This window comes from Rhizobium sp. GCM10022189, assembly GCF_042656325.1.
Lineage (GTDB): Bacteria > Pseudomonadota > Alphaproteobacteria > Rhizobiales > Rhizobiaceae > Rhizobium.
The window spans coordinates 250539-270724 of sequence record NZ_JBHSOR010000057.1 but is presented as its reverse complement, the minus strand read 5'-3'; the positions used below and the strand labels follow the sequence as shown (position 1 = coordinate 270724).

General features: G+C 63.1%; 25 protein-coding genes. 15 read left to right on the top strand and 10 right to left on the bottom strand.

What is annotated here, in order from left to right:
- Window positions 1-10: 10 nt before the first annotated feature.
- The 12 genes from rpoZ (at window position 11) to ACFPWW_RS28540 (ending at window position 10315) form a co-directional block, all read left to right on the top strand.
- Window positions 11-415 carry a DNA-directed RNA polymerase subunit omega gene (gene rpoZ / locus ACFPWW_RS28595; protein ID WP_377314526.1) on the top strand — a complete coding sequence of 135 codons (405 nt, stop codon included), beginning with the start codon at window positions 11-13 and terminating at the stop codon, window positions 413-415.
- Window positions 416-574: 159 nt separating this feature from the next.
- The gene (locus tag ACFPWW_RS28590; RefSeq protein WP_112565754.1) at window positions 575-2809 is read left to right on the top strand and encodes a RelA/SpoT family protein; all 2235 of its coding nucleotides are present in this window, start codon (window positions 575-577) and stop codon (window positions 2807-2809) included.
- Between the two features lie 195 nt (window positions 2810-3004).
- Window positions 3005-3154, top strand: a complete 150-nt coding sequence (locus ACFPWW_RS28585) for a DUF3563 family protein (protein WP_112565758.1) — start codon at window positions 3005-3007, stop codon at window positions 3152-3154.
- Between the two features lie 145 nt (window positions 3155-3299).
- Complete coding sequence (locus ACFPWW_RS28580) at window positions 3300-3890, top strand: DUF2062 domain-containing protein (protein ID WP_112565761.1); 591 nt, start codon at window positions 3300-3302, stop codon at window positions 3888-3890.
- A gap of 32 nt (window positions 3891-3922) precedes the next feature.
- Complete coding sequence (gene acpS / locus ACFPWW_RS28575) at window positions 3923-4327, top strand: holo-ACP synthase (protein WP_112755686.1); 405 nt, start codon at window positions 3923-3925, stop codon at window positions 4325-4327.
- 114 nt (window positions 4328-4441) lie between these two features.
- Window positions 4442-5185 carry a signal peptidase I gene (lepB, locus tag ACFPWW_RS28570; protein ID WP_113412454.1) on the top strand — a complete coding sequence of 248 codons (744 nt, stop codon included), beginning with the start codon at window positions 4442-4444 and terminating at the stop codon, window positions 5183-5185.
- Entirely contained in the window at window positions 5182-5898 is a 717-nt protein-coding gene (gene rnc, locus ACFPWW_RS28565) for a ribonuclease III (protein ID WP_112705014.1), read from the top strand. The genes lepB and rnc overlap by 4 nt, the downstream gene beginning before the upstream one ends.
- An 8-nt stretch (window positions 5899-5906) precedes the next feature.
- The gene (gene era, locus ACFPWW_RS28560; protein WP_112565772.1) at window positions 5907-6845 is read left to right on the top strand and encodes a GTPase Era; all 939 of its coding nucleotides are present in this window, start codon (window positions 5907-5909) and stop codon (window positions 6843-6845) included.
- A 141-nt stretch (window positions 6846-6986) separates the two neighbouring features.
- Window positions 6987-7739, top strand: coding sequence for a Crp/Fnr family transcriptional regulator (locus tag ACFPWW_RS28555; protein WP_377314523.1), 753 nt, complete (start codon window positions 6987-6989; stop codon window positions 7737-7739).
- Between the two features lie 284 nt (window positions 7740-8023).
- Entirely contained in the window at window positions 8024-8392 is a 369-nt protein-coding gene (locus ACFPWW_RS28550) for a response regulator (protein ID WP_112705057.1), read from the top strand.
- Between the two features lie 55 nt (window positions 8393-8447).
- Complete coding sequence (recO, locus tag ACFPWW_RS28545; RefSeq protein WP_377314521.1) at window positions 8448-9218, top strand: DNA repair protein RecO; 771 nt, start codon at window positions 8448-8450, stop codon at window positions 9216-9218.
- Window positions 9219-9319: 101 nt separating this feature from the next.
- Window positions 9320-10315, top strand: coding sequence for an aldo/keto reductase (locus ACFPWW_RS28540; protein WP_377314519.1), 996 nt, complete (start codon window positions 9320-9322; stop codon window positions 10313-10315).
- A gap of 2 nt (window positions 10316-10317) precedes the next feature.
- On the opposite strand, the gene ACFPWW_RS28535 is transcribed toward ACFPWW_RS28540, so the two are convergent.
- From ACFPWW_RS28535 to ACFPWW_RS28525, 3 genes are all read right to left on the bottom strand, one after another.
- Window positions 10318-11175 carry an MOSC domain-containing protein gene (locus ACFPWW_RS28535; protein WP_377314517.1) on the bottom strand — a complete coding sequence of 286 codons (858 nt, stop codon included), beginning with the start codon at window positions 11173-11175 and terminating at the stop codon, window positions 10318-10320.
- Window positions 11176-11199: 24 nt separating this feature from the next.
- Window positions 11200-11844 (bottom strand): HD domain-containing protein, encoded by a 645-nt coding sequence (locus tag ACFPWW_RS28530; protein WP_113412448.1) that lies wholly within the window; start codon window positions 11842-11844, stop codon window positions 11200-11202.
- Window positions 11845-11918: 74 nt separating this feature from the next.
- Window positions 11919-13826, bottom strand: a complete 1908-nt coding sequence (locus tag ACFPWW_RS28525) for a putative bifunctional diguanylate cyclase/phosphodiesterase (protein ID WP_113412447.1) — start codon at window positions 13824-13826, stop codon at window positions 11919-11921.
- Between the two features lie 468 nt (window positions 13827-14294).
- Here ACFPWW_RS28525 and ACFPWW_RS28520 point away from each other — a divergent pair, with 468 nt between their 5' ends.
- Entirely contained in the window at window positions 14295-14636 is a 342-nt protein-coding gene (locus ACFPWW_RS28520) for a hypothetical protein (RefSeq protein WP_112755692.1), read from the top strand.
- 178 nt (window positions 14637-14814) lie between these two features.
- Here ACFPWW_RS28520 and ACFPWW_RS28515 read toward each other — a convergent pair whose 3' ends face one another.
- From ACFPWW_RS28515 to ACFPWW_RS28485, 7 genes are all read right to left on the bottom strand, one after another.
- Window positions 14815-15336, bottom strand: coding sequence for a tyrosine phosphatase family protein (locus ACFPWW_RS28515; protein ID WP_112755694.1), 522 nt, complete (start codon window positions 15334-15336; stop codon window positions 14815-14817).
- Window positions 15333-15941: an HD family hydrolase gene (locus ACFPWW_RS28510; RefSeq protein WP_112565799.1), complete on the bottom strand. Its 609-nt coding sequence runs from the start codon at window positions 15939-15941 to the stop codon at window positions 15333-15335. The genes ACFPWW_RS28515 and ACFPWW_RS28510 overlap by 4 nt, the downstream gene beginning before the upstream one ends.
- Complete coding sequence (locus tag ACFPWW_RS28505; RefSeq protein WP_377314514.1) at window positions 15938-16777, bottom strand: YgfZ/GcvT domain-containing protein; 840 nt, start codon at window positions 16775-16777, stop codon at window positions 15938-15940. Before ACFPWW_RS28505 ends, ACFPWW_RS28510 begins: the two co-directional genes overlap by 4 nt.
- A gap of 70 nt (window positions 16778-16847) precedes the next feature.
- Window positions 16848-17597 carry a hypothetical protein gene (locus tag ACFPWW_RS28500; protein WP_112565805.1) on the bottom strand — a complete coding sequence of 250 codons (750 nt, stop codon included), beginning with the start codon at window positions 17595-17597 and terminating at the stop codon, window positions 16848-16850.
- Between the two features lie 17 nt (window positions 17598-17614).
- Complete coding sequence (locus ACFPWW_RS28495) at window positions 17615-17872, bottom strand: hypothetical protein (RefSeq protein ID WP_112565808.1); 258 nt, start codon at window positions 17870-17872, stop codon at window positions 17615-17617.
- Window positions 17873-17975: 103 nt separating this feature from the next.
- A complete protein-coding gene (locus ACFPWW_RS28490) occupies window positions 17976-18458 on the bottom strand; it encodes a TIGR02301 family protein (RefSeq protein ID WP_112755701.1) in 483 nt (160 codons plus the stop codon).
- A 51-nt stretch (window positions 18459-18509) separates the two neighbouring features.
- Window positions 18510-18926, bottom strand: a complete 417-nt coding sequence (locus ACFPWW_RS28485; protein ID WP_112565814.1) for an NUDIX hydrolase — start codon at window positions 18924-18926, stop codon at window positions 18510-18512.
- 106 nt (window positions 18927-19032) lie between these two features.
- Here ACFPWW_RS28485 and ACFPWW_RS28480 point away from each other — a divergent pair, with 106 nt between their 5' ends.
- The gene (locus ACFPWW_RS28480; RefSeq protein WP_112565817.1) at window positions 19033-19353 is read left to right on the top strand and encodes a YnfA family protein; all 321 of its coding nucleotides are present in this window, start codon (window positions 19033-19035) and stop codon (window positions 19351-19353) included.
- 54 nt (window positions 19354-19407) lie between these two features.
- Window positions 19408-20172: an SOS response-associated peptidase gene (locus ACFPWW_RS28475; protein ID WP_377314511.1), complete on the top strand. Its 765-nt coding sequence runs from the start codon at window positions 19408-19410 to the stop codon at window positions 20170-20172.
- Window positions 20173-20186 lie beyond the last annotated feature (14 nt).

Sequence of the window (20186 nt, the reverse complement as noted above, 5' to 3'; positions counted from 1 at the left end):
AGGACAGGCAATGGCCCGTGTCACAGTAGAAGATTGCATTGACAAGGTAGAGAACCGCTTCGAGCTGGTTCTGCTCGCCAGCCATCGCGCCCGGCTGATTTCCCAGGGTGCGTCGATCACCATCGATCGCGACAACGACAAGAACCCGGTCGTGGCTCTGCGCGAAATCGCCGACGAGACCCTGTCGCCCGACGACCTGAAGGAAGACCTGATCCACTCGCTGCAGAAGCATGTGGAAGTGGACGAGCCCGAGCCCGATCCGGCAAGCCTGATCGCCGCCGGTGCAGCTACCGCCGCCGACAGCGAAGAACAGGACGACCTGCCGGAAACGATCACCTTCGACCAGATGTCGGAAGAAGAGCTTCTGGCCGGTATCGAAGGCCTCGTCCCGCCGGAAAAGAGCGACGATTACTAAGCGCGTTCCCGGCCTTCGAGCGGCCGGGACATCCCGCGCGGCAAAAGATCGACGATTACCAATCATCAATCTTGCGCCTGTAATTCTTAGGCATAATATTGCCCATGTGTGCGCCAATCTGCGATTGGCGCCCTTTTATTTTATTGGAGTGGCTTTGGAATGATGCGGCAGTACGAGCTCGTGGAGCGGGTTCAGAAATACAAGCCCGATGCCAACGAAGCTCTGCTGAACAAAGCCTATGTCTACGCCATGCAGAAGCATGGCCAGCAGAAGCGGGCGAGCGGCGATCCCTATATTTCGCACCCGCTCGAAGTGGCCGCCATCCTGACCGACATGCATCTCGATGAATCGACGATTGCTGTCGCCCTCCTGCATGACACGATCGAGGATACGACGGCCACCCGCGCCGAGATCGACGAACTCTTCGGCGAGGATATCGGCCGCCTGGTCGAGGGCCTGACGAAGATCAAGAAGCTCGACCTCGTCACCAAGAAGGCCAAGCAGGCGGAAAACCTGCGTAAGCTGCTGCTTGCCATTTCCGACGACGTGCGCGTCCTGCTCGTCAAGCTCGCCGACCGCCTCCACAACATGCGCACCCTCGACCACATGTCGCAGGAAAAGCGCGCGCGCATTTCCGAAGAGACGATGGAAATCTATGCGCCGCTTGCCGGCCGCATGGGCATGCAGGACATGCGCGAGGAGCTGGAGGAGCTTTCCTTCCGGCACATGAACCCGGAAGCCTACGAGACCGTCACCAAGCGCCTGGAGGAACTGTCCAAGCGCAACGAGGGGCTGGTCAAGAAGATCGAGGCGGAACTGCGCGACCTGCTGATCGCCAACGGGCTGACGAGCGCCTATGTGAAGGGGCGCCAGAAGAAGCCCTATTCGGTCTTCCGCAAGATGCAGTCGAAATCGCTCTCCTTCGAGCAGCTTTCGGATGTCTATGGTTTCCGCATCATCGTCGAGGATATTCCCTCCTGCTACCGCGCGCTCGGCATCGTCCACACGCGCTGGCGCGTCGTGCCCGGCCGCTTCAAGGATTACATCTCGACGCCGAAGCAGAACGACTACCGCTCGCTGCACACGACGATCGTCGGCCCGTCCATGCAGCGTATCGAGCTGCAGATCCGCACCAAGCGCATGCATGAGATCGCCGAATTCGGCATTGCCGCCCATACGCTCTACAAGGACGGCGCCACCAATGCGGACGGCGATATCCTCTCGCGCGAAAGCAATGCCTATTCCTGGCTGCGCCACACGATCGAGGCGCTGGCCGAAGGCGACAGCCCCGAAGAATTCCTCGAACATACCAAGCTCGAGCTTTTCCAGGACCAGGTCTTCTGCTTCACGCCGAAGGGCAAGCTGATCGCCCTGCCGCGCGGCGCGACCCCGATCGATTTCGCCTATGCGGTGCATACCAATATCGGCGACACGACCGTCGGCGCCAAGATCAACGGCCGCATCATGCCGCTCGTCACCCGCCTCAACAACGGCGACGAAGTCGAGATCATCCGCTCCGGCGTGCAGGTGCCGCCGGCCGCCTGGGAAGAGATCGTCGTCACCGGCAAGGCGCGCGCCGCCATCCGCCGCGCCACCCGCATGGCGATCCGCAAACAATATGCCGGCCTCGGCCATCGCATCCTGGAGCGCACCTTCGAGCGCGCCGGCAAGATCTTCTCGCGCGAGGCCATGAAGCCGGCGCTGCACCGGCTGGGGCAGAAGGACGTGGAAGATGCGATCGCCGCCGTCGGCCGCGGCGAGATGTCCTCGCTCGACGTGCTGCGCGCCGTCTATCCCGACCATCAGGACGAGCGCGTCACCGTCAAGCCGGCCGGCGACGAAGGCTGGTTCAACGTCCGCAGCGCCTCGGGCATGATCTTCAAGATCCCCGGCAAGTCCAAGACCGATCTCGACGGCGAGCGCGCCTCCACCGAGAGCGATCCCGATATCGTGCCGATCCGGGGCCTCTCCGGCAATGTCGACGTCAAGTTCTCGCCGACCGGCGCCGTGCCCGGCGACCGCATCGTCGGCATCATGGAAAAGGGCAAGGGCATCACCATCTATCCCATCCAGTCGCCGTCGCTGCAGCGCTTCGACGACCAGCCGGATCGCTGGATCGACGTGCGCTGGGATCTCGACGAGGCCAACAAGTCCCGCTTCATGGCCCGCATCATGGTCAATGCGCTGAACGAGCCGGGCACGCTCGCCAAGGTGGCGCAGTCGGTCGCCGGCCTCGACGTCAATATCCGCATGCTGAACACGGTGCGCGTGGCCGCCGACTTCACGGAAATGGTGCTGGAAGTGGAGGTCTGGGATCTGCGCCAGCTGAACCAGCTGCTCGCCCAGCTCAAGGATCTGGACTGCATCGCCACGGTCCGGCGCCTCTACGAGTAGGATTCTCTCGAAGTCCCGCGCTTCGCAAAATTGCGTTTTGCATATTTTGTGATCATTTCATGGCCGAAAGGGCATATTGAAATGGCAAGCCATGCGCATATTGCATGGCTGTGTTCAGGTTACAGCGTTGGTAATTAACCATTGCCGCGCCTATCTTCTGGTTATCGGAAAATGAAACGAAGATGAGGCAAAGCAATGTTTGAACCGATCAGGAAGTTCGCCCGCGCCCTTCGCGCTCCGACCGCTCAGGAACGTGAAATGGCATATCTCAACGGCTCGCATGACCGTATTGATCTTGAATACCGTCAGCGCCAGGTCGATCGCGGCATGTTCCGCAATCGCTGACCGTTGAAATATACTTGAAGTAAGGAAGGGGGCGTTATGCATGATCTGCGCCCCTTGGAAGAAGAGTAGAATAGACGGCCTGTCTGTTAAGCGGTTCCATTTGCCGCTCTTGTCATGGTCCGGTGCGCTGCACTAAATACGCGCCATGTTGTTTCGCCGTCGCAAACCAGCGGGTTTTAGAGAGAAGCTGCGAGAGCTCGTATGGCCTCGCAAGGGTTTTCTGCGCCCGCCCAGATATCTCATGATGCGCGTCCTGCGCCTGACGGCCTCGCCGCACGCCGTTGCGGTGGGCGTCGCTGCGGGTGTCTTCGTTTCGTGGACACCCTTTATCGGCGTGCATTTCGTCATGGCCTTCGTCATCACCTATTTCCTGTCGGGCAATATGGTGGCGGCAGCGCTTGGCTGTGCCGCCTTCGGCAATCCGCTGACCTATCCCTTCATCTGGGGCATCACCTGGGAAGTGGGGCATCTGCTGCTCAGCCGGCAGGACCAGATGGCCGGGCAGACGATCGATCTTGCCGAACTCTTCCGCCAGCTGCATTTCACCGAATTGTGGAAGCCGGTGCTGGAGCCGATGCTGATCGGCGCCATCCCGCCGGCCGCCGTCACCTCGGTTGCGCTTTATATCCTGACATTCTACACCGTGAGAGGCTTTCAGGCGCGTCGCCGCGCCCGGCTGATGGAGCGCGCGCGTCTCAGGCTCTCCGATCCCGCCGGCGAGATGCCGACCGTCTGAGCCGCAAGCGAACCGTCCCGAAAGGCTCCCGCATGATTATCGGCATTGGCAGCGACCTCATCGACATCAGGCGCGTGGAAAAATCCATCGAGCGTTTCGGCGACCGCTTCACCCATCGCTGTTTCACCGAGGTCGAGCGCGCCCGCTCGGACCGCCGCGCCAACCGCGCCGAATCCTACGCCAAGCGTTTCGCCGCCAAGGAGGCCTGCTCCAAGGCGCTCGGCACCGGGCTTTCGCAGGGCGTGTTCTGGAAGGATATGGGCGTCGTCAACCTGCCGAGCGGCAAGCCGACCATGAACCTGACCGGCGGCGCCGCGGCCGTTCTCAAGGCCATGCTGCCGGCGGGCCACAAGGCCGCCATTCATTTGACAATAACCGATGATTATCCCTTGGCTCAGGCTTTTGTGATCATCGAGGCGCTGCCGGATGCCGTATGATAGCGACCTCTCGTCGCTTTTAATGTCGTCGTTATTGCCGCAACCGGTCGAAGCCGCTAGAGAGAACGTCAGAAAGTAATGCGCCTTCACGGCGTCTTGAAGGAATAAGACTGCGTGTCCGAAAAAGTCGAAGCCAAGCCGAACGCCCTCTGGGAAAATATCAAGGTCATCATCCAGGCTCTCGTCCTGGCAATGGTCATCAGGACTGTGCTGTTCCAGCCCTTTACCATTCCCTCGGGCTCGATGATGCCGACCTTGCTGGTCGGCGACTATATCTTCGTCAACAAGTTTGCTTACGGCTATTCGAAATATTCGCTGCCTTTCTCGCCCGACATTTTCAGCGGCCGAATTTTCGGCTCCGATCCCAAGCGCGGCGATATCGTCGTTTTCCGCTTCCCGCCCAATCCCGACGTCGATTACATCAAGCGCGTCGTCGGCCTGCCGGGCGACCATATCCAGGTGACGGACGGCATCCTCTACATCAACGGCAAGCCGGTTCCCAAAGTGCCCGATGGCACCTTCACCTCCGACTACAAGCTCGATCCGGGCCAGGACGTGCCGGTCTTCCGCGAGACGCTCGATAACGGCAAGACCTACGACACGCTCGACCAGTCCCCGGTTTCGCGCGGCGACAACACCCGCGAGTTCATCGTTCCCGAAGGCCATTACTTCATGATGGGCGACAACCGCGACAATTCGCTCGACAGCCGCTTCGATGTCGGCTTCGTGCCGGCGGAAAACCTCGTCGGCCGCGCCAGCGTCATCTTCTTCTCGCTCGGCAACGACACGTCCTTCCGCGAAATCTGGAAATGGCCGACCAACATGCGCTGGGACCGCCTCTTCAAGGTTGTTGAATGAGCAAGGCGCAGACGCTCTCGGCGGCGGACCGCGCAAAGCTTGAAGGCCTGATCGGGCATGAATTTGCCGGGAAGGAACGTCTGGACCGGGCGCTGACCCATGCCAGCGCGCGCACCGACAAGGGCAATTACGAGCGGCTTGAATTTCTCGGCGACAGGGTTCTCGGCCTCTGTATCGCCGAGTTGCTGTTCCGCACCTTCGGCACGGCCACCGAAGGCGAGCTTTCCGTGCGCCTGAACCAGCTCGTCAGCGCCGAAACCTGCGCGGCCGTTGCCGACGAACTCAACCTGCACCTCTATATTCGCACCGGCGCCGACGTGAAGAAACTCACCGGCAAGCGCATGATGAACGTGCGCGCCGACGTGGTCGAAAGCCTGATCGCCGCACTTTATCTCGACGGCGGCCTGGAAGTCGCGCGCCGCTTCATCCTGCGCTATTGGGAGGGCAGGGCGGTGCGCGCCGACGGCGCCCGCCGCGACGCCAAGACCGAGCTCCAGGAATGGTCGCACGCCAAATATGGCGTCACACCCGTCTACCGGGTTGAAGAACGCAGCGGACCGGATCATGATCCGCGCTTCAAGGTGACTGTGGAAGTCGCCGGCGTTGCGCCGGAAACGGGCGTGGAGCGCTCCAAGCGCGCCGCAGAACAGGTCGCCGCGACGAAAATGCTCGAGCGCGAAGGCATTTGGCAGCCGACATCTGCCGGAAATTGACGGGATCAATGACAGAAGAAAACGAAATGGCAGCCGTTGGCGCTGCCGAAAGCCATCCGACGCATTCCGGCTTTGTCGCCCTGATCGGCCCGACCAATGCCGGCAAGTCGACCCTGGTCAACCGCCTCGTCGGCGCCAAGGTGTCGATCGTCAGCCATAAGGTGCAGACGACGCGCGCCATCGTGCGCGGCATCGCCATCCACAACAACGCGCAGATCGTCTTCATGGATACGCCCGGCATCTTCAAGCCGCGCCGCCGGCTCGACCGCGCCATGGTGACATCCGCCTGGGGCGGCGCCAAGGATGCCGATCTCATCATGCTGCTGATCGACAGCGAGCGCGGCCTGCGCGGCGATGCCGAAGCCATCCTCGAAGGCCTGAAGGACGTTCCGCAGAAGAAGATCCTCGTTCTCAACAAGATCGACCGCGTCAACCGCGAACTGCTTCTGGCGCTCGCCGCCACCGCCAACCAGAAGATCGCGTTCGAGCAGACCTTCATGATCTCGGCCGAAAACGGTTCGGGCTGCGACGACGTGATGGACTATCTGGCAAAGACCCTGCCGGAAGGCCCCTGGTACTATCCGGAAGACCAGATTTCCGACCTGCCGATGCGCCAGCTCGCCGCCGAAATCACCCGCGAAAAGCTCTTCCTGCGCCTGCATCAGGAGCTTCCCTATTCCTCGCATGTCGAGACGGAAAAATGGGAAGAGCGCAAGGACGGTTCCGTGCGCATCGAACAGGTCATCTATGTCGAGCGCGACAGCCAGAAGAAGATCGCGCTCGGCAAGGGCGGCGAAACGATCAAGGCGATCTCCTCGGCCTCCCGCCGCGAACTGTCCGAAATCCTCGAACAGCCGGTCCATCTTTTCCTGTTCGTCAAGGTGCGCGAGAACTGGGGCGACGATCCCGAGCGCTTCCGCGAGATGGGCCTCGAATTCCCGCATTAGGGCTGCGACAAGCGGCGTCCAGCCCCTTGTTTCCGTGTGAAAATCGCGGCTTGTTGCAGGGAACCATTCGGCCTGCCCGCGCATTGATCCGCCAACGGCGCCGCACCCTGCGGCGCCGGTTTTTGCGACGGCGGGGACCAGATGGCGACGGCAAGACCCACCCATTCCTTCAAGACCCCCTGCGAGCAATGTCCGTTGCGGCCATTGCCGCATTTCCGCGAATTCAGCCGCGATGAGCTGGACTTCGTATCGAAGTTCAAGCGGGGCGAACTGGCCGTCGATGCCGGCGCGACCATATTGGTGGAGGGCGCCCACAGCGCCCATCTCTTCACCCTGCTTTCGGGCTGGGGCTTCCGCTACAAGATGCTGGAGGATGGCCGCCGGCAGATCCTGAACTATGTCATGCCGGGCGACCTGATCGGCCTGCAGGGCACGATCATGGGCGAGATGCAGCATTCGGTCGAGGCCCTGTCGCCGGTGACACTCTGCGTCTTCGAGCGCGACAAGCTGATGAGCCTTTACAACAGGCACCCGTCGCTCGCCTTCGACATTACCTGGATCGCCGCGCAGGAGGAGCGCATTCTCGACGAACACCTGTTGAGCATCGGCCGCCGCACGGCGCTCGAAAGAGCCGCTTATCTCATTGCCTTCCTGTTCGAGCGCGCCAGGAAACTCAGCCTGTTCCACGGCCGCAACGTCATCCCGATCACGCAGCAGCATATTGCCGATACGCTCGGCCTTTCGATCGTCCACACCAACAAGACGCTGAAGAAGCTTGCGGGCCGCAACCTGATCCGCTGGCAGGAGCGCGGCTGCGACGTGCTGGACGGGGAGGGGCTGATGCAGGCGGCCGGCTGGGAAGGGCTGCACGAGGCAAAACGCCCCTTCATCTGAAACAGGCGGCGCGCAGTTGCGAAGCATCGCGACAGGATTCGTAATCTTCCTGTCCGGACCGGCCGGCCCCGATGTCTTTTTTAAATGCAAACCGGCGCCGGGAAAAATAAAGTCGCGTCATCTTTCCTCCGACTTTCGTTTTTATCGACCGGAGGCGAAAATGTGGCTATTCAGTTGAAGGCGGGCAGCCGCCGTCAACGGTCCAGGCGGGGCACCGACGGAATGATGTTTGCAAAAAGGTCGAAGCGCTGCAATTCTTGCGCTTCACGAGGGGCATGGAGATCATGAACGCACGAACCCGTGTTCTGGTCCTGGAAGACAGTCTGATCATCGCCATGGAGGCCGAGGATATCCTGCGTCTCGTTGGCGCCGACACGATCGATATCGCCAACAGCCTCGATCAGGCGAGGGACGCCATCCAGGGCGCCGACTACGATTTCGCGCTTCTCGACGTCAATCTGGGAGAGGCGATGAGCTTCGATTTCGCGCGCGACCTGTCGCTCGCCAATATCCCGTTCGGCTTCGTCAGCGGCTATTCCGATACGCAGGATTTTCCGACCGACCTTCAGGACGTGCCCCTTCTCGTCAAGCCTTTCGACGAGAATGCGATGCGCGACTTCCTCCAGAAGCTTTTCCCGTCGCCGGCCGAATGACAGAGTTCGAGCCGTGTTCTAGAATGAACCGGCGGGGCGGAAGGACGGTTTTCCGATGCAATGGCAGGACCAGGCGATCATTCTTGGCGTCAAGCGCCACGGCGAGACGAGCGTCATCGCCGAGGTGATGACGCGTGAGCGCGGCCGCCATCTCGGCCTCGTCCGTTCCGGCCGTTCGCGCACCATGCAGCCGGTGCTGCAGCCCGGCAACGAGGTGGAAGTCACCTGGCGTGCCCGGCTGGACGAACATCTCGGGGAATTCCGCCTCGAGCCGGTCAAGCTGCGCGCCGCCCGGCTGATGGAAACGGCGACCGCCGTCTACGGCGTGCAGGCCATGGGCGCGCTGCTGCGCCTGCTGCCGGAGCGCGATCCGCATCCGCATCTCTTCGAGGCGCTGGAAATCATCCTCGATCATCTCCACAATCCCGCCGATGCCGGGGAACTGTTCGTGCGCTTCGAGCTGGCGGTGCTCAACGATCTCGGCTTCGGGCTGGACCTGACCGAATGCGCGGCCACCGGCAGCCGCGCCGATCTCGCCTATGTCTCGCCGAAATCCGGCCGTGCCGTCAGCCGCGCCGCCGGAGAGCCCTGGGCCGACAAGATGCTGATTCTGCCGGCTTTTCTGAGCGCGCAGGAAAACCAGGCGGCCGATTTCGAAAGCCTTGCGGCCGCATTCCGTCTGACCGGATTCTTTCTGCATCGCCATGTCTATGAGCCGCGTGGCCTGGAGGCTTCGGCGGCGCGCGAGGGCTTCGTTCAGGCCGCACTCAAGGCATTGAATCCGGTTCAGCGGACGCTTTTGCGACCGGACGAACTTCCTGCCTGAGCGGCTTTTCATCCCTGCAAAACATCTTTCAGTTCTGGCGGTTTACCCTCGGGCAGCCGGCTTCTATCTCTGCCCGGACATGTTTGTTCAAGGAGGAAGCCATGCTGACCAGGCCCGATACATCGACCACCATCACGCTCTGGAACGGGCAGGAGGTTCCCCGCCTCGGCATGGGCTGCTGGGCGATCGGCGGCCCGTTCTTCGCCGGCGACACGCCGCTCGGCTGGGGCGAGGTGGACGACAACGAATCCATTGCCGCGATCAACCGCGCGATCGACCTTGGCATCCGCTTCTTCGATACCGCCTCCAATTACGGCGCCGGCCATTCGGAAGAGGTTCTGGGACAGGCCATCGGCAATCGCGCCGATATCGTCATCGCCACCAAATTCGGCTTTGCCACCGATCCGCAAACGAAGCAGGCGACGGGTGCCTTTGCCGATCCGGCCTTCATCCGCCAGTCCGTCGAGACGTCGCTCCGCCGGTTGAAGCGGCAGCGCCTCGATCTCCTGCAGTTCCACCTCAACGATTTCCCGCTGGAACAGTCCGATGAAGTCTTCGATACGCTGCAGGCGCTGCGGACGCAGGGCAAGATCGACGCTTTCGGCTGGAGCACGGATTTTCCCGATCGCGCCGCCCGCCACGCCGGCCGGCCGGGCTTCGCCTCGATCCAGCATACGATGAACGTCTTCGAGCCGGTGCCGCAGATGATCGAGGTCGTCGAGAAGAACGGCCTGATTTCCATCAACCGCGGCCCGCTTGCCATGGGCCTGCTGACCGGCAAGTTCACGCCGGACAAGGCCGTCGGCGCCAAGGACGTGCGCGGCGCAGCCCTCGACTGGATGGTCTATTTCAAGGACGGCCGCATCGCCCCGGAATTCGCGGCAAGGCTCGATGCCGTGCGCAGCCTGCTCACCTCTGACGGGCGCACGCTGACCCAGGGTGCGCTCGCCTGGCTGTGGGCGCGCTCGCCGCGCACCCTGCCCATTCCCGGTTTCCGGACGGTGGCGCAGGTGGAGGAAAATGCCGGCGCGCTCGAAAAGGGGCCTCTGCCGGCTGACGTGATGGCGCAGATCGACGCCGCGCTGGCAGGCGTCTGAGGCTATCGCTGCGCCCGGACCTTGAAGGGCCAGCCTTCCGGCCGTGCCTCGACGATCGTCACCGCGTCGCCGATCGCGACCCGGCCGGTGCCGCGCGGGGTCACGTTCCAGCCGAAGAGCGGGCCGGGCACGCGCCGGTCGGCCGACATGCGGATGCGGCCCATGGCCGGCATCGGGTTCGCCACGTCGCGCGAACCCGTCAGCTGGTCCTGCGTCGTCATGATGCAGCGGGCGCAGGGCTTGACGAGATCGAAGCGGATGCCGCCGATCTCGATGGCCGCCCAGCGATCCTCGGCCCAGGCCTCGTCCGTGTCGATGACGATATTCGGCCGGAAACGCTCCATGCCGACGCCGCCTTCGGCATGGGCGGCGAGATCGGCGTTGAGCGCCTTCAGCGATCCCGTCGTCGTCACCAGGATCTGGTAGCCGTCGGCAAATGTCACCGGCGTACCTTCGCCCGCCCATTCGGCATTGGCCGTGCGTCTGGCCGCGGCGTCGAAAAAGACGAGCTTCACCTCGCGGCCGAGCCATTGCGAAAGCCTGGCATTGCTGTCGTCGTCGGCAAGGGCGGCGCTGACGAGCGATTTCCAGACCGTCACGTCGAGCCGCCGGTCCGGATGCGGCGGCGCCACGGCGATCTCGGGCCTGCCTTCCATCCGCAGCCGGAAACTGCCGGCCTCCGGCCGTACGTCGATGTGGGCAAGGGCCGGCAATTCGCGTTGCGTGATGAAATGTCCGTCCGGGTCCGTCACCATGGCGCGCCGGTCGCCGGGCAGGCCAAAGGCGTCGATCTCGGTAAAGGGCAGGGCAATGCCGCGGGCGCTCTTGAGCGGGTAGATAAAAAGTTCACTGACGCGCATCAAGGGCTCCTGGGTTTCTTCCGGTCAGATTTCGTCCATAAATGCCGCGAGGAATTCGCGCAGGCTCCTGTCGCGGGCGGCGGCCAGTTCGCGGCCGGTCCGGGTCTGGAAACCGTCCGCCAGTTTGAACAGCTTCGTCTGGAAATGGTCAATCGCGTAACGCTTGTCGTCGAACGGCCGGTCCTCGGCGGCAGGATCGAAAGGATCGTAGAGCCCCGATCCGAGCCGCCCCGCTATATAGAAGCAGCGCGCCGCCCCCACCATGCCGATCGCATCCAGCCTGTCGGCATCCTGCAGGATTTTTGCCTCCAGCGTCTGCGGCGGCACGTTGGCCGAGAAGCTGTGCGCGGTCACGGCATGGGCGACATCGACAATATCCTCCTCGCCCCAGCCAAGTTCCTTCAATATCCGCGCGGCCTTTTGCGCGGCGAGTGCCGAGGCCTGGGCGCGCAGCGGCGAATTCTTCTCGACGGCGACGCAATCGTGCAAAAGCACGGCCGCCGCCAGCACGCGGCCCCTGCCGCCTTCGGCCGCGTGAATGCGCATGGCGTTGCGGAAGACGCGCAGGATATGGGCAAGGTCGTGCGAGCCGTCGTCTCCCTCGGTCGCATGCGCGATCAGTTCCGCAGCCAGCGACTCGTGGGGAGAAAAGGCTTCGGCCTTGAACATCGTCGTCTCCGCCTTTCGAAAGGGATCGTATCCCGTCGATAGCGTCTTGGCCGGCGAGTCGCAACGGCCTGGAATCAGCGCCGGATCTTGGCGAGCGGTGTGACGCTGTCGCTCTTCTTCGGCGGCATGCAAAGCATCTGGGCCACCTCGCCGAAGGGTTTGGGCGGGCTGATGTAATAGCCCTGGATCTCGTCGCAGGCCTCGCGTTCGAGCAGCGTCATCTGTTCGGCGCTTTCCACCCCTTCCACGGTCACGCGCATGCCGAGCGCGTCGCCGAGCAGGATGATCGCGCGCATGATCGCATGCGCCTCCTTGTGGTCGACGATGTCGTTGACGAAGGACTTGTCGATCTTGATCTTGTCGAAGGGAAAGCTCGAAAGGTAGCTCAGCGACGAATAGCCGGTGCCGAAATCGTCCATGGAAATGCGGATGCCGCGTTCCTTGAGCGCATGCAGGATCGGCAATGCCTCGTCGAGATTTTCCATCAGCACGCTTTCGGTGATTTCGAGCTCGAGGCGCGAGGGCGACAGTCCCGCCGCCGCAAGTGCCTCGCCGACATCCTGCGGCAGGTCGCTGCTGGTGAACTGGATGGCCGAGACGTTGACGGCAATCTTGATATCCTCCGGCCATTGCGCTGCATCGTTACAGGCGCGGCGCAAAACCCAGCGGCCGATATCGACGACGAGGCCGACCTCCTCGGCAAGCGGGATGAATTCCATCGGCGAGACGCGGCCGCGAACCGGATGGTTCCAGCGGATCAGCGCCTCGAAGCCGCAGACGCGATGCTGCGTCAGGTCGTAGAGCGGCTGGTAGTGAAGCTCGAATTCCTCGTTCTGCACGGCGGCGCGCAGGTCGGCCTCCAGCGCATGGCGGGCCTGCATCTTCTCGTCCATCTCGCCGGTGAAGAAACGCTCGCGCCGGCGCCCGTCCGCCTTGGCGTGGGAGAGGGCAACGGCGGCATTGCGCAGCAGCTTGTCGGTCTCCACCGCATCCTCGGGGGCGATCGAGATGCCCATGGACACGCTGAGTTCCACCTGCTTGTCGCCGCGGAAGAAGGGCTCGCTGAGTTCGCGGCGGATCTGGTCGGCAAGTGCGGTGATGTTCCACGGCTGCTGGCGGCCCGTCTGCAGGATCGCGAATTCGTCCGAGCCGAGACGGGCAAGGATGTTCTCCGAGCCGGCCGAGGCGCGGATGCGCTCCGCCACCTGCTGCAGGATCTTGTCGCCGGCCGAAACGCCGAGCGTATTGTTGATCGATTTGAACCGGTCGAGGTTGAGATGCACGAGCGCGATCTGCTCGTCCTGCCCGCGCTCGGCAAGGGCAGCATCCAGCTGCTCGCGAAAGCGGATACGGTTCGGCAGGCCGGTCAGCGGATCGTGATGGGCAAGGTAGGTAATGCGCTCGGCCGCCCTTCGGTCTTCGGTCACGTCGGCATGGATGGCGATATTGCTGCCGTCGGCAAGGATGGTGACGACGCTCTGGATGATGCGGCCGTCATCCATCAGCCATTCGCGCCGGCGGATGCGCCGCCCCGCCTTCGAAGCGGCCTGCTGGCCTTCCTTCCTGCCGCGGGGCCGGGCGTCGGCCTGCTCGCTGCCGCGTGTCTTCCGCTTCAGATCGGCAATCGTCGCGCCCGGCGCGACATCGTCGCCGCTGAAGCCGAAGAGCTGGCAGAAGCGCAGGTTGGAAAGGGTCAGCCGCTGGTCGGCGTCGAACACGCTGAGGCCGAGTGGCAGGTTGTTGAGCACGATTTCGAAGAGTTTGCGCTGCTCGGCCAGCGCCTGTGTGGTCAGGCCGAAGGCGTTCTTCAGTTCGCGGTTTTCGGCAAGCAGCGCTTCGGCGCTGCGCTCGATTTCCTCATAGTCGCTTTCATGGCTGCGATAGGTCGCGATGACGAGCTCCATCAGATGCTCTGCATCGATCGATCCGTCGTCGGTGACGGCCTGCGTGCACTGTTGCCAGAAAAGCGACTCAGCTTTCATGCGCGGAAGTCCCCTCGCGGGACGGTTGCGGTGGAAGCATGGCAAAAGGCGAAGGCGTCTTCGATTGGCAAAGGTGCCATATCGCGCCGGGCATAAAAAAGACCTTTCTAAAATGGATGTAAAAATCACTTTTTATAAGCAGCAGGTGACCGTTTCCGGCAACCCGCATACGGCATCTTCTACCGCTCGGATTAATAATCGGTTGCAACCGAGCCTCTCTTTATACCTAGCCGGCAATTAGTTTGTATCTCGCAAACTACTGAAATAACGAGGAAACCCGGTTGCGCCCGCGAGATGGGGAGTGCCGCTGCAAGAGGCGGTTACACTTTGTCAACCATGGTTAATCGGGAGTTAACAGCTTATTGACCGAAGCCGCAAATCAGTTTAACCAACAAGCCGTTCCTAATGTTTTCCACCCGCGTACTGCGTACAGACTCTCACCGGAAGAAGCGGTGAACGGAGGTTTGTATGACTGCTCTTTCATCAGTTTCAGACATCTCTTATGCATATTTGGCAACGCTCTCGCGGCTCGATGCCAATGGTGACGGCGTGTTGAGCCGCACCGAACGAGCGGCGGAGGAAAAGCCCGGCATCATCAGGGAATTTCTCGAAGACGATGATGCCGACAATGCGCAGCCGAAATATCCGAGCAGCCTCGTCGCGCTCATGATGGAATATCGCGACAACGGCTCGGCGGCCGGCACGGCCGTTCCCTATGCGCTGCAGCAGGTTGCCCCTGGGGGCGACGATCCGGCCATGCAGATCTATCGCAACACCTACGGCGAATTCGACCTCGATATCGCCGCGTGACCTTATCCGTCAGCCTGCATGACCAGCCGGCCGCCTGGCCGGCTTTTTCTTGCCTTTTATCCGGGCGGCGCCGGTGGCAGATCGCCTGTGCGCGTCGAGGGTCTGAAGCAATTCCGGCAAAAGCGGGAACCGGTTTTGCGTCCGGAATGCAGAGGAAAAGGCCGGGGGCGTCAGCCGGTCAACGGTCGCTGACAGGCAGCACGAAGGGCGCGTTGCCGTCGGCCTCCGCGCCACGGCCGATCGCCTTGACGGCATCGACGAGCCGGCCGCCCCGGCCAAGCAACGCATCGCCGATTTCGACGATCCGCGCATTCGGCGTCGCATAGGGCGAGGCGCTCCGCAGCCGGCGGGCAAGGGCTGCGTCCTCCTGCTCGGGCGCCAGCGACAGTGCCGCAACCAGCGCGGCGGCGGGCGAGCGCGATACGCCCATCCAGCAATGCACGAGCAGCGGCGCCTCCTGCTGCCAACCGGCGGCAAAATCGATGATCGCCCGCACATGTCTTTCGTCGGGCGCCACGAGATCGCCCGTGCCCTTGAAGGCGATATCGTTCATGTTGAGCAGCAGGTGCCGGTCGGCCTGGATGACGGCAGGCCGGTGAAAGGCCTGCTCCTTCGCCATCAGGCTGATCATTTCGCGCGCCTTGTGCCGCACGGCCATTTCGGCGATGCGCGCCAGCGGGCAGACCACGATCACGCTCACGGCGCCATCCCTCGGGCCGTCTCGATCTCCGCGAAGCGCTCGCAGAAAAGGCGCTGCGCTTCGACCGCCGGCAACGGATCGATCAAAAGCATGTCGCGCGTGATGCCGCGCGGCTGGCCGAAGAATTTCTGCGCTTCCGCCGGCGTGAAGCCGGCAAGCACCGTCGCCTCGAAATAGGCGGCGATCGTATCGGCCTTCTTGATCTTGTCCTTGAGTTCGCGGGAAGGGTGGGGCGGCAGGCCGAAGCGCAGGTGCACGGCCGCCTCCAGCCGTTTCTCGACCGTCTTGTACCCGCCGCCGACGACCGCCTTGAAGGGCGAGATCATGTCGCCGATCACATATTCCGGCGCGTCGTGCAGCAGCGCCATCAGGCAATCGCCGGGTGTCGCCGCATTGAAATGCCGGAAGATGAACTCGACGACGAGGCAGTGCTGGGCGACGGAAAAGGCATGGTCGCCCGAGGTCTGGCCGTTCCAGCGGGCGACACGGGCAAGCCCGTGGGCGATATCACTAAGCTCGACATCGAGCGGCGAGGGGTCGAGCAGATCGAGCCGCCGGCCGGAGAGCATGCGCTGCCAGGCGCGGGGAGGCTTCGCACTTGTCACGCGCTGGCCTCGTCCGCCGAAGTCGGGAAGCTGAGCCCGGACCAGGCGGGCAGGCTGAGCGTGACCGCAACATTGCCGGCCAGCAGCGGCGTGCCCGCGGCCATCGCCTCGCCGGCACGGTCGATACGCACGATCGCCAGTCCGCTTGTTCCCTCGACGGAGCCGAGCGCGCCGACCGGCTTGCCGCCGGCGGTGATTTCGGTGCCGCTGGCCGGCAGTGCGGCTTCGGCCGAAACGGTCACGACGCGGCGGCGCGCCGTGCCGCGATGCTGCATGCGCGACACCACTTCCTGGCCGACATAGCAGCCCTTCTTGAAGGAGAGGCCGCCGTTGAAATCCATCAGCACGTCATGCGGAAAGGCATCCTGCAGCGCATAATCCGGCCCCGACGCGACCACGCCATGGGCAATGCGCAGCGCCTCGTAGAGGCTTGCATCGTCGCTGCCATGCTGGCCGGGGCGGCGCATGAGAGGGATGCCGGCCTTGGCAAAACGGCTGTCCTTGACGCCGTCTCCCGCGTCCTCGCCCCAGGAAACGGTAACGCCGTCCTCGGCCATCGCCGTCAGCGTCACCGGCGCGCGCAGGCGGTACATGGTCAGCCGCTTGAGCAGGGCTTCGCGTTGCGAGGCGTCCGTCTCGATGACGAATCCCTCGCCGTCACGCCAGATCATGAAGTCGAACAGGATCTTGCCCTGCGGCGTCAGCAATGCGCCGGGCCGCGCCTCGTCGCCGGCGAGCGAGACGATGTCGGTGGTAATCAGGTTCTGCAGGAAGGACTGCGCTTCGGCCCCGCCGACGGCAATGAGCGAGCGGTCTTTCAGGAATACGGCTGGCATGGCGGAACCTGTCGCGTTGGTGATCGCTCAGAGGTAAGTCTTTGAAGCGGAAGCTGCAAGCGCCGCAGCGTCAGTCGCCGGCGGTGAAGAACTTCCATTTGCCGTCGGGCGCGATGCCGACGCGATAGAAATTGTAGCCGCCGAATTCCTGCATGTCGGAGAGATCGCCAGCGGTCACGATGCGCAGCAGCTCCACGCGTTCTGGCGGCGTCAGCGATTTCAGGTCCTTTTCGGCGAAATAGGGCCAGACATACATTTCCTCGGGCGTGCCCTGGCCGACATGCACGAAGCCGGTCGAGATCACGTCGAGCATGATGGCAAGGATCTCGTCGCCGTCGGGATCGCCGGAAAGGTCCTTCAGCGTGCCGATCGGATCGTCGGTCGGTTCGCCGACCGTCACCTGCGTCTGGTCGGCACCGGTCCCCATCAGCGGGCGCAGCCGTTCCAGGTCGCCGGAGGCGGCCGCCTCGACGATCTGCTCGCGCATCTTGCGCACCGGTTCCGGCGCCTTGCTGATGTCGTAGATCACCTCGACGGGCTTGGAATCGTCGGATGCGCCGGGCGTCTTGTCGACGCTCTGGCCGCCGTCCTTGTTGACGAGCGGGTCGGGCTGGGGAATGCCGGAAGAGCCGTTCTGGGGCGCTGCCGGCTGCTGGCCCTGCTGCGCCGTGGCGGGCGCGTCGGGCTGGCCAGGGATCTTCTGAAGTTCGGAAAGCGCGTAAGCGGAAGATGCGGACATCATGCTGCCAGCGGCAAGGCCGACGGCAAGCAGGACCGGCGCGAGCAAAATTCGCGAGGAAATATCTTTACCGGTACGCATGAAACTCTCTGTATTTCCTATTGCAGGGTCCTGTTGGTGGAAAACTCACCTGCCAGCATGCGGTCGCGCAGCGAGTCGAGCAAGGTCTCGGCGCTGATTTCTCCATGCAGTCTGATCGTCTCGCGCAACGCATGAGCAATCGCGGCGTCAGCGATGATTTCAGGCTCGATGCCATCGGCCATGCCGTCGGCCCATGCCTCGTTCTGGTATTCCAGAGCCGCCTGCATCTTTTCGTGGACGATCATGTCGTCGATGTCGTTGAGGCTTGGTTCCATCGTCTTTTCCTCAGAACTTCTCATGTCTTACCGCTGCGTTAACAACACTAACAGCCTTTTCCCAAAACGACACGTCCGCATGCGAAAACAGGTTAATTAAACGTTAATTTCCGAAGCGCGAAGTAATTTCTGTGGCAAGTGTTGCACCTTCGTTACGGTAGCGCTCTTCTGCCACGATGGCCGCCTGCGTGCAATCCGTATAAACCGAGGCGAATGCCCGGTAGCCGCGATTGAAGGCTGCGGTCAGTTTTTCCTTGCGCTGCGGCTCCCCGTTCGTTTCAGAATCAAGCAGTTGCTGCATGTCGGCCCGCCATTCGTCCGCCCCCGGCGCCTTGCAGAGCGTGCGCAGGTAATGCACAGAGCCCAAGACCTCCGCCAGCCGCGCCAGCTTCTCGTCATAGGGCACGGCCGCAACCTGCGGCACGATCTCCTCCGGCGGCGGCGCTGCATTCTTGCCGCCCTGTGCCCCGCCTTGCGTCCCGCCTTGTGCCATTGCGGAGCCGGCCCAGGCGAGGCCGGCAAAGACGAATGATGACAAGACAACGCGTCGAACGGGAATCATGCTCCCAGTTGATACAGGGAGCATGACAGGAACAAGGCGGATGCGGCAGTTTCCACTTCTATTCTCGCGCGGGCATCATTTACCGGCCGCCAGCCGCTCGGCGCATTCGAGCACGCTCTGCGGCACCGGCATGCGCCGGATCTCTTCCACGCTGTACCAGCCGAGGTCGGCCGCATCGTCGGCCGCCGCTGCCACCGCATGGCGGTCCGCCTCGACACGGAAGACCGAGAGAAAGAAATGGCTGCTGATACTGCCGTCGGGCGCATGCGTCTTCAGGTCGTAGGTGGAAAACAGGCGCGGGTCGCGCGCCTGGATGCCGGTCTCCTCGAGGAATTCGCGCAGCGCCGTCTCTTCCGGCGTCTCCCCCGGTTCGCCGCGTCCGCCGGGAAAGGCATACATGTCGGCCGAAGGCGGGTTTCGCCTGAGCACGAGGAGGAAACGGCCATCGCGCTCGAGGATGGCGGAGGAGGCGGGTCTGGCTTCTGAGGTCATGGCATCGCACGCTTGGCTGTGATGCCGCCTTATCCCACGGGCGGCTCACCTTGCGCAACCGCCGCCATTGCGTGGAATATGGCGCCACGATTCCCGCGAGACGCCCGTGACCTACCTGATCTACGCCCTTGCCGCCCTCTTCGAAATTGCCGGCTGTTTCGCCTTCTGGGCCTGGTTGCGGCTGGCAAGGCCCGTCTGGTGGCTGGCGCCGGGCATGGTGTCGCTGGCGCTTTTCGCCTGGCTGCTGACGCTGGTGCCGAGCGAGGCTGCGGGCCGCACCTTTGCCGCCTATGGCGGCATCTATATCGTCGCCTCCCTGCTCTGGCTCTGGCTGGCGGAGAGCCGCGTTCCCGACCGCTGGGATATCGGCGGCGCGCTGATCTGCCTCGCCGGCACGGCCGTCATCCTTTTTGCACCGCGCAGTTGAAGCTTTTGGCCGCGCTGCCTTGACCGCTGCCGGGCAGGGTGCAAAGACAGCGGCATGTGTGGACGTTTTGCCCTGACGGAAGCGGTCAAGACTGTCGCCGAAGCCTTCAGCCTCGCCGAGCTGGAGGGCTTTCCGGCGCGCTACAACATTGCGCCGACGCAGCCGATCCTCGTCGTCATCGCCGGCGAGGGGCAGGCGCCGGGCAGCAACCTGCCGGATCGGCGCGCTCTGCTGGTGCGCTGGGGCCTCACGCCGGGCTGGGTGAAAGATCCCAAGGAATTTCCGCTGCTGATCAATGCGCGCGCCGAAACCGCAATCGGCAAGGCTTGCTTCCGCGCCGCCATGCGCCATCGCCGCATTCTCATCCCGGCTTCCGGCTTCTACGAATGGCATCGCCCGTCGAAGGAAAGCGGCGAGAAGGCGCAGGCCTATTGGATCCGCCCGCGCCGCGGCGGCGTCATCGCCTTTGCCGGCCTCATGGAAACATGGTCCTCGGCCGACGGGTCCGAGGTCGATACCGGCGCCATCCTGACAACCAGGGCCAACAGCGCCATCGCGTCGATCCACGACCGCATGCCCGTCGTCATCCAGCCGGAAGATTTTTCCCGCTGGCTCGACTGCAAGACGCAGGAGCCGCGCGCGGTCATGGACCTGATGCAGCCGGTTCAGGAGGATTTCTTCGAAGCGATCCCGGTCTCGGACAAGGTCAACAAGGTCGCCAATATGGGGCCGGACCTGCAGGAGCAGGTGCCGCTCGAACGGCAGCCGAAGCCGCCCGAGAAGAAAGCGCCTGACAAGGCTCAGCTCAGTTTCTTCTGAAACCCGGTTCTGTC

What these genes read in the sequence shown, in the direction of transcription:
- rpoZ (WP_377314526.1), top strand. Translation starts at nt 11, where the DNA reads ATGGCCCGTGTCACAGTAGAAGATTGCATTGACAAGGTAGAGAACCGC.
- ACFPWW_RS28590 (WP_112565754.1), top strand. Translation starts at nt 575, where the DNA reads ATGATGCGGCAGTACGAGCTCGTGGAGCGGGTTCAGAAATACAAGCCC.
- ACFPWW_RS28585 (WP_112565758.1), top strand. Translation starts at nt 3,005, where the DNA reads ATGTTTGAACCGATCAGGAAGTTCGCCCGCGCCCTTCGCGCTCCGACC.
- ACFPWW_RS28580 (WP_112565761.1), top strand. Translation starts at nt 3,300, where the DNA reads ATGTTGTTTCGCCGTCGCAAACCAGCGGGTTTTAGAGAGAAGCTGCGA.
- acpS (WP_112755686.1), top strand. Translation starts at nt 3,923, where the DNA reads ATGATTATCGGCATTGGCAGCGACCTCATCGACATCAGGCGCGTGGAA.
- rnc (WP_112705014.1), top strand. Translation starts at nt 5,182, where the DNA reads ATGAGCAAGGCGCAGACGCTCTCGGCGGCGGACCGCGCAAAGCTTGAA.
- era (WP_112565772.1), top strand. Translation starts at nt 5,907, where the DNA reads ATGACAGAAGAAAACGAAATGGCAGCCGTTGGCGCTGCCGAAAGCCAT.
- ACFPWW_RS28555 (WP_377314523.1), top strand. Translation starts at nt 6,987, where the DNA reads ATGGCGACGGCAAGACCCACCCATTCCTTCAAGACCCCCTGCGAGCAA.
- ACFPWW_RS28550 (WP_112705057.1), top strand. Translation starts at nt 8,024, where the DNA reads ATGAACGCACGAACCCGTGTTCTGGTCCTGGAAGACAGTCTGATCATC.
- recO (WP_377314521.1), top strand. Translation starts at nt 8,448, where the DNA reads ATGCAATGGCAGGACCAGGCGATCATTCTTGGCGTCAAGCGCCACGGC.
- ACFPWW_RS28540 (WP_377314519.1), top strand. Translation starts at nt 9,320, where the DNA reads ATGCTGACCAGGCCCGATACATCGACCACCATCACGCTCTGGAACGGG.
- ACFPWW_RS28535 (WP_377314517.1), bottom strand. Translation starts at nt 11,175, where the DNA reads ATGCGCGTCAGTGAACTTTTTATCTACCCGCTCAAGAGCGCCCGCGGC.
- ACFPWW_RS28530 (WP_113412448.1), bottom strand. Translation starts at nt 11,844, where the DNA reads ATGTTCAAGGCCGAAGCCTTTTCTCCCCACGAGTCGCTGGCTGCGGAA.
- ACFPWW_RS28525 (WP_113412447.1), bottom strand. Translation starts at nt 13,826, where the DNA reads ATGAAAGCTGAGTCGCTTTTCTGGCAACAGTGCACGCAGGCCGTCACC.
- ACFPWW_RS28520 (WP_112755692.1), top strand. Translation starts at nt 14,295, where the DNA reads ATGACTGCTCTTTCATCAGTTTCAGACATCTCTTATGCATATTTGGCA.
- ACFPWW_RS28505 (WP_377314514.1), bottom strand. Translation starts at nt 16,777, where the DNA reads ATGCCAGCCGTATTCCTGAAAGACCGCTCGCTCATTGCCGTCGGCGGG.
- ACFPWW_RS28500 (WP_112565805.1), bottom strand. Translation starts at nt 17,597, where the DNA reads ATGCGTACCGGTAAAGATATTTCCTCGCGAATTTTGCTCGCGCCGGTC.
- ACFPWW_RS28495 (WP_112565808.1), bottom strand. Translation starts at nt 17,872, where the DNA reads ATGGAACCAAGCCTCAACGACATCGACGACATGATCGTCCACGAAAAG.
- ACFPWW_RS28490 (WP_112755701.1), bottom strand. Translation starts at nt 18,458, where the DNA reads ATGCTCCCTGTATCAACTGGGAGCATGATTCCCGTTCGACGCGTTGTC.
- ACFPWW_RS28485 (WP_112565814.1), bottom strand. Translation starts at nt 18,926, where the DNA reads ATGACCTCAGAAGCCAGACCCGCCTCCTCCGCCATCCTCGAGCGCGAT.
- ACFPWW_RS28475 (WP_377314511.1), top strand. Translation starts at nt 19,408, where the DNA reads ATGTGTGGACGTTTTGCCCTGACGGAAGCGGTCAAGACTGTCGCCGAA.